General features: G+C 60.3%; 7 protein-coding genes. All 7 read left to right on the forward strand.

Translation table 11 applies throughout. The features are described from left to right. Positions 1–24: 24 nt before the first annotated feature. The 7 genes from BLR34_RS15110 (at position 25) to BLR34_RS15140 (ending at position 6702) form a co-directional block, all read left to right on the forward strand. Complete coding sequence (locus BLR34_RS15110; RefSeq protein WP_092704542.1) at positions 25–1293, forward strand: GTP-binding protein; 1269 nt, start codon at positions 25–27, stop codon at positions 1291–1293. Positions 1294–1295: 2 nt separating this feature from the next. Beyond that, positions 1296–1556 carry a hypothetical protein gene (locus tag BLR34_RS15115; RefSeq protein WP_092704544.1) on the forward strand — a complete coding sequence of 87 codons (261 nt, stop codon included), beginning with the start codon at positions 1296–1298 and terminating at the stop codon, positions 1554–1556. A 56-nt stretch (positions 1557–1612) separates the two neighbouring features. Further along, entirely contained in the window at positions 1613–2320 is a 708-nt protein-coding gene (locus BLR34_RS15120) for a hypothetical protein (protein WP_092704546.1), read from the forward strand. 170 nt (positions 2321–2490) lie between these two features. Beyond that, positions 2491–4014, forward strand: coding sequence for an ABC transporter substrate-binding protein (locus tag BLR34_RS15125; RefSeq protein WP_092704548.1), 1524 nt, complete (start codon positions 2491–2493; stop codon positions 4012–4014). Between the two features lie 3 nt (positions 4015–4017). Further along, entirely contained in the window at positions 4018–4965 is a 948-nt protein-coding gene (gene nikB / locus BLR34_RS15130; protein WP_092704550.1) for a nickel ABC transporter permease, read from the forward strand. Next, positions 4962–5849 carry a nickel transporter permease gene (nikC, locus tag BLR34_RS15135; RefSeq protein WP_245683239.1) on the forward strand — a complete coding sequence of 296 codons (888 nt, stop codon included), beginning with the start codon at positions 4962–4964 and terminating at the stop codon, positions 5847–5849. The genes nikB and nikC overlap by 4 nt, the downstream gene beginning before the upstream one ends. A gap of 4 nt (positions 5850–5853) precedes the next feature. Beyond that, entirely contained in the window at positions 5854–6702 is an 849-nt protein-coding gene (locus BLR34_RS15140) for an ABC transporter ATP-binding protein (protein ID WP_176765347.1), read from the forward strand. Positions 6703–6737 lie beyond the last annotated feature (35 nt).

Here is a 6737-nt window from a genome sequence, read left to right on the forward strand (position 1 = left end):
TATACGCTCTAATCTTAATAACAGATGAGTCGAGAGACGATTCCCGTCACCGTGCTGAGCGGCAACCTCGGCGCGGGCAAGACGACCGTGCTGAACAACCTCCTGAACACGCGAACGGACCTGGACGTCGCGGTCCTCGTCAACGACATGGGCGAGGTGAACGTCGACGCCGAGCGCGTCGCCGAACACTCGGACATCTCGGAGGACGATGAGGACCTGATCGAACTGTCGAACGGCTGTATCTGCTGTGAGCTACGCGGCGACCTGCTGGACGCGCTCGCGAAGCTCGCACAAGCCCGCGAGTTCGACTACCTGGTAATCGAATCAACGGGCGTCGCCGAACCGTTGCCCGTCGCCCAGACGCTCACCATGGGATTCGACCAGGGAGACCTCGATCCCACGGAGTTCTACGAGGAGACCGGCATCGAGGTGATGGACTACTACGAACTCGACACGACGGTCACCGTGGTCGACGCCCATCAGTTCTGGACAACGTTCGATTCGAAGGAATCGCTGATGGACGGCGACACCGAGAAGGACCTTGGAAGCCTCCTAGTCGAACAAATCGAGTTCTGCGACGTCCTCCTGTTGAACAAGTGTGACCTCGTCGACGAGGAGACGCTCGACGAAATCGAAGAGATGATCGAGGTGCTGCAACCGCGCGCGGAGATCATCCGAACCGAACACGGCGCCGTCGATCCGGAGGCAATCGTCGATACTGGTCGGTTCGATTTCGAAGCAGCGAGTCAGTCCGCTGGCTGGATGCAGGAACTGCAGGAACCACACGAGTCTGCCGAGCAGGAACACGGCGTCACCTCATTCGTTTTCGAATCCCGCCGACCGTTCCACCCCGAACGATTCGCCGAGTTGCTGGACGAGTTTCCGACGAATGTGGTCCGGTCGAAGGGTCACTTCTGGCTCGCGGGACGTGAAGATATGGCACTCGGGATAGATGCTGCTGGCCAATCTATCCGAATTGCACCCGCGGGCGGATGGATTGCGGCGCTTCCGACTGAAGAGCGCGAGGCCTACTTCGAGGCCAATCCCCAGCTAGAGGAGGTGTGGGACGAGGAGTGGGGTGACAGAGGAACCCGACTCGTTCTTATCGGTACCGACATGGACCACGACGCGCTCCGAACGGATCTCGATGCAGCTACACTGACCGACGAAGAGATGGACGCCGACTGGAATGCGTTCGAAGACCGTTTCCCGACATTCGACCTCGAAGCAGCGGACGAACAGACGGAAGCGACAGATGCTGACGACGCGGAAGAAGTGGGGTTGGCTGATTGACCATGCCGAGCAAACGAAGCCTATTCCAGCAGTCCGTCGCAAAGTCTGCCTCCCGTGAGACGCGCCGAGAGGCGGTCAGTGAGCTGAGACGGATAGGTGCTGTCGACCAACTCAGCACACTCACGCAGACCAACGGCATCGCTGGCCCCATCCGGCGAGCGGCTGTTAGGAAACTCAAAGAACTCGGCGCGACGGAGGCGCTCGAAACGATTTCTGAGAGCCGGGCGGTCGACCCCGCCATCAGAGAGCAAGCACAGCTATGAGTTCCGGATCGAAGACCGCGCCGACAGAGACTCCCCTCGAGGATCAAACTCGCCACGTGGATCGTCAACGGATCGGGTTCGTCGGACCCGAAGGCGCTGGCAAAACGACCGTCGCCACGATGGTCGCGAATCGACTCTCCGAGCGGACCGACGTCGCAATCGTCGGGGAAGCCGCGACGTTTTTCGAACAGCCTTCGGCTTCGCCTGAGAAGGTCGGCCCCCTTGGCGTCCACTGGACAGTCGTCGATCACTCCCCGGGAACGGAAATCCTCGAAACTGCAGGTGACGCACTCGATACTGTCTTCGTCGTCGTGACGCCCGCGATGCTGGACCGTGTGGCTGCCTACGAGCGCGTGATAGACCAGCTCGACTCCGACGTGTTTCTCGTCGTCAATCGCTTCGAGGAGTGCTACCGTGACAGACTCAGTGATCTCGACGGACCCGAACTCGCGGAATACTTCTACGAAAACGATACCGTCGCAGCGGCGATATCTGATGAAACGGTTCCAAAGTTAGAAGAGTGGACGACTGAGGCGATACTGTTGGAGTCGCTCCAGCCCGAACGGCTTGACACCGCCGAAGCGATGGAGGCTCTCAACCGTAGACACCAATCGATTGTCAATGTCGAGGTTGAGAGTGACGCATCGGCTCTGGCAGTGGCTCGATCGTTCCGCGAAAAGGGCTCCGCTGCAGACTTCTTCCGGTGTAACTGCCGCTTTCACGACGGACACGTCCTCGCCCGTGCGCGACCACCCAGGACCTGACTCCGTTCGCCGATATCCTCTCCTCGATTTCTTTTCCTACTGCGTCATCCGTCCAACGAACAGTCGAATCGATGGTCGATCCCCATCTCGATCAGACTATGTGGATGTATTAACTCTATAGCTATTATTAACAACTATTATTACTATTCGTCTTAATATTGATAAGTACGATGCAACAGACGCTTTCACGACGCCAGTTACTCGGTGGCGTCGCAAGTGGTGCCGTAGCGATGACCGCCGGTTGCCAGTCACTCGGCGCTGAAACCGGCGGCGGCTCAAAGACGGTCGCATTGAGCCAATCCCTTACCAGTGGAGACTGGTCGATGTACGGTGGTGCGGCGCCGTACTATTCACCGATGCACGAGACATTGACGGCCTCATCACACGACTTCTCGGAGATAGAGCCGTGGCTCGCAACGGAGTGGAAGACGGTCGATGACACGACATGGGAGTTCAGACTTCGTGATGACGTGACGTTCCACAACGGGGAGGACCTCACTGCGGACGTCGTCGCTCAATCGTTGTCGGCGCTGCTCGCGGACCGGCCACTCGGGTGGGCAAAGGTAACTGATGAGAGTTTTACCGCACTGGATGACCGAACGCTCCAGATCGAGACCGTCGCACGGTTCGGGGCGCTCGCCGGGACACTGAGCCATCCGCTGTTCGGTATCCAACACCCAAGTAGTTACGAGCGCCCTATCGGCACTGGACCGTTCGAGGCCGAAGCGGTTGACGCAGACAGCCCACTAGAGACTGTTCGCTTCGGGGACTACTGGGGTGACGAACCGCAACTGGAAGAGCTCACTTTCGAGGGAATCTCCGATCCCACGACGCGGTCGACAAGCCTCCAATCCGGCGACATCGATGCGTCGTTCGAGATCCCTCGGCAGGACTACGAACTCCTCTCTGCGAACGAGGATATCCAGGTTCGCACGAAGCGTGAGCCACGTGCCGGATCTGCGATGGTCAACCTTTACAATTCGCCGACTGACGACGCTGACCTCCGTAGAGCGCTCAACTACGCCGTCGACCAGCAGGCCATCGTCGAGTCCATCCTGAGTGGAATCGGTGCACCGGCGAAAGGTCCGTACCCGCCGATGATTCCGTGGTCGGCACACGACGATCTCCCTGCGTACGGACCGAACTTAGAGCGTGCTCGTGAACTGGTCGAGCAATCGGCATACGATGGTGAAGACGTAGAGTTGCACGTGAGTAGCGACACACCGCATATGCAACTCATCGCGACACGGATGCAGGAGCGCTTCGCCGAGATCGGCGTCTCGAGTACGGTCCGCCAGTTCGGTCGCGGCTCGTTCTACACGACAGAGCAGAGAGCCGACTCGAACCTCACATTGATTGAACTAGGATCGATCAACGGGGCCGCGGACTACCTCGTTCGACTGCAATTCCACTCCGAAGGCGGCGATAACGCTGCACTCCACGAATCGGAGGGCACTGGACTGTACAACCTTGGGCCGGATGTGGACGACCTCATCGAAACGGGTGACCAGGCACTGGACGAGGAGACGAAACACGAGGCCTACCGCGAGGTACAGCAGCGCGTCATGGAACACGGCGTACTCGTCCCGGTATACTATAAGGAGTATGTCTTCGGCCAGCGTGCGAACACGACGGTCCCACAGATGCACGCCGTCCCCCACATGACTCGGTGGACGGAGTTCGCAAACGAGTAGCGGATGCACTGGCAGTATCTCTTCCGCCGGTTGACGCTGACGGCGGTCACCCTAGTGCTGGTCAGCGCTGTCACCTACAGTCTCACCGGGATCGCGCCAGGGGATCCGGCAGAGCTAGTACTGCAAAAACAGCTTGGCCAAGCGCCGACGACCGAACAAATCGAGGCCTTCCGTGCGAAGCACGGCTTGGACGAGCCGATACACTGGCAGTATCTCCACTGGTTTGGTGACCTCCTGCAAGGTGATTTGGGCCAGTCGTACTACCACGAGCGGTCGGTGAGCGAACTGCTCATGGATCGACTCCCGGGAACAGTCAAACTAGCTGCTGGGGGGCTCGCGGTGTCGCTCGCGGTATCTCTCCCGACGGGTATCCTCAGTGCCCGCCGCCCACAGGGACTTGCCGACCACCTGAGCCAGACCATCGCACTTCTCGGCGTTGCGATGCCGAACTTCTGGCTTGGCTACCTCCTGATATTTGCCTTCTCTTTGAAGCTCGGGCTGACGCCCGTCTACGGCAGCGGGACACTCGCCCATCTCGCCCTTCCCTCGATTACTCTCGGCACTGGACTCGCAGCCGTCCAGACTCGGTTGCTCCGTGCGACGCTTCAGGACACGCTCGGCGCGGAATTCGTTACTGCCGCGCGCACCCGCGGTCTGAGCGAATGGGTCGTCGTCGGAAAGCACGCGCTTCGAAACGCGCTGTTACCATTACTCACAGTGGTCGGCCTCCAGTTGGGATTCGTCCTCAACGGCGCCGTCGTCGTCGAAGTAGTCTTCCAGCGACCCGGACTCGGCACCTTGTTGGTGGATGCGATCTTCGACCGGAACTATCCCGTCGTCCAGGGCGTGACGCTGCTCGCCGGTGTCCTGTTCGTGTCGGTCAACACCGTGACTGACCTCGCGTATGGGCTGATTGACCCACGAATTAACGTTGGGGGTGACCCAGCGTGAGTTTTTCCACAGGGGCGGGTGACGAGACATCGTCTCGCTCACGTACACGCCGCTTACGACGGGCGCTTCGGAAGCCACAGACGGCTGTTGGCGCGCTGCTCGTGATGACGCTTACCGCCGTCGCACTGCTGGGTCCGGAACTGCTCGCGACCGACCCACTGGCACAGGACCTCACGAGTCGACTGCAACCTCCCTCGCCAGCGCACCCGTTCGGAACCGATCGACTCGGTCGGGACGTGTTCGCCAGAATCGTCCACGGAGCGCGGTTCTCGCTGGGTATCGCTATCACAGTCACAGCCGTCAGGTTTCTTCTCGGCGTCGGTATCGGGCTCGTGGCCGGTTATAGCGGGGGGTGGATCGACGAACTCATGATGCGGTTCGTCGACCTTCTGTTCGCGTTTCCCGGCATCGTCCTGGCACTGGTCATCGCCGGTATCGCTGGTCCCAGTCTCACGAACGTGTTGCTCGCACTGGCGGTCGTCGGCTGGGGGACCTACGCACGGGTCGTCCGGTCGGAGGTACTGTCCGTTCGCGAGCGTGACTACGTTACGGCCGCTCGTCTGTCCGGAACACCACGCTACCGCGTCGTCCTCGAGCACGTCCTGCCGAACGTGCTCGGCCCGACAATCGTCCTCGCAGCCCTAGACGTGGGAACGGTCATCCTCGCGACGGCCGGGCTATCCTTCCTCGGGCTCGGCGCACAGCCGCCGACCCCCGAATGGGGGACCATGATCGCCTCCGGCCGCCACTACCTGCAGACTGCGTGGTGGCTCGTGAACGTTCCTGGAATTGCAATCGTGCTAACAGTACTAGGATTCACGCTTCTGGGCGATGGACTCCGCGACGCCCTCGACCCGGACGGACGAACGAACAGGGGGCGTTGAGACGATGGAACGACTCGACATTACCAACCTGACAATCACATACAGTAGTGAAAGCCGCCAGCAAACCGCTGTCGATGATGCGAACCTCACGGTCGAACGTGGGGACCTCATCGCGCTCGTCGGCGAGAGCGGGGCTGGAAAGTCAACGCTCGCCCGTGCCGTTGCCGGCATCCACGAACCCGCCACCATCCAGTCTGGATCGATACTACTGGACGACCGAGACCTCACCACGGCCACCACCGAGGAGTGGCGGGCCATTCGCGGTTCTCGCGTCGGATTCGCGTTTCAGGACCCAACGACGGCGTTCGATCCTATATACACCGTCGGTGAGCAGTTGGTAGAAGCAATCCGTGCGGGCGGTATCCCAGTCACCGATAGCTCCTTGCTCGAGTCCGTCTCTCACCGCTTTCGGCGGCGCAGTTTTCCACGACACCGTGATCGAGCGATTGCGCTTCTGGAAGAAGTCGGTATCGACGACCCGGAGGCGTGTCTGGATGCGTACCCGTCGGAGTTGAGTGGCGGGCAATGTCAGCGTGCGTTTCTTGCGACGGCGCTGGCCGGTGAACCCGATATCCTCGTCGCCGACGAACCGGCGAGTGGTCTCGACGCGACAACACAGGCACGCGTACTTGGACTGCTCGAAGACCTCTCTGAGACGCGTGACCTCGGGGTGTTGTTGGTTACGCACGACCTCGGGCTTGCAAGTGAACATTGCGACAACGTCACCGTTCTCGCAGACGGACGAACCGTCGACAGCGGACCGGTAGAGGAGCTACTTTCGAAGCCCGATCACACTGCTCTATTGAAAATGCGGGACGGGAGTCGGATCATAGCGTTTTGGCGAGTTTCTTGAGATTGTTGAGCGCGAACAGGAGGACGATCTCACGG

The sequence above is a fragment of the Halovenus aranensis genome (assembly GCF_900100385.1).
GTDB classification, from domain to species: Archaea; Halobacteriota; Halobacteria; order Halobacteriales; family Haloarculaceae; genus Halovenus; species Halovenus aranensis.

Bases quoted from the DNA above. Each gene is read 5' to 3' on its own strand.
- BLR34_RS15110 (WP_092704542.1), top strand. From the start codon at position 25: ATGAGTCGAGAGACGATTCCCGTCACCGTGCTGAGCGGCAACCTCGGC.
- nikB (WP_092704550.1), top strand. From the start codon at position 4,018: ATGCACTGGCAGTATCTCTTCCGCCGGTTGACGCTGACGGCGGTCACC.
- BLR34_RS15125 (WP_092704548.1), top strand. From the start codon at position 2,491: ATGCAACAGACGCTTTCACGACGCCAGTTACTCGGTGGCGTCGCAAGT.
- BLR34_RS15115 (WP_092704544.1), top strand. From the start codon at position 1,296: ATGCCGAGCAAACGAAGCCTATTCCAGCAGTCCGTCGCAAAGTCTGCC.
- BLR34_RS15140 (WP_176765347.1), top strand. From the start codon at position 5,854: ATGGAACGACTCGACATTACCAACCTGACAATCACATACAGTAGTGAA.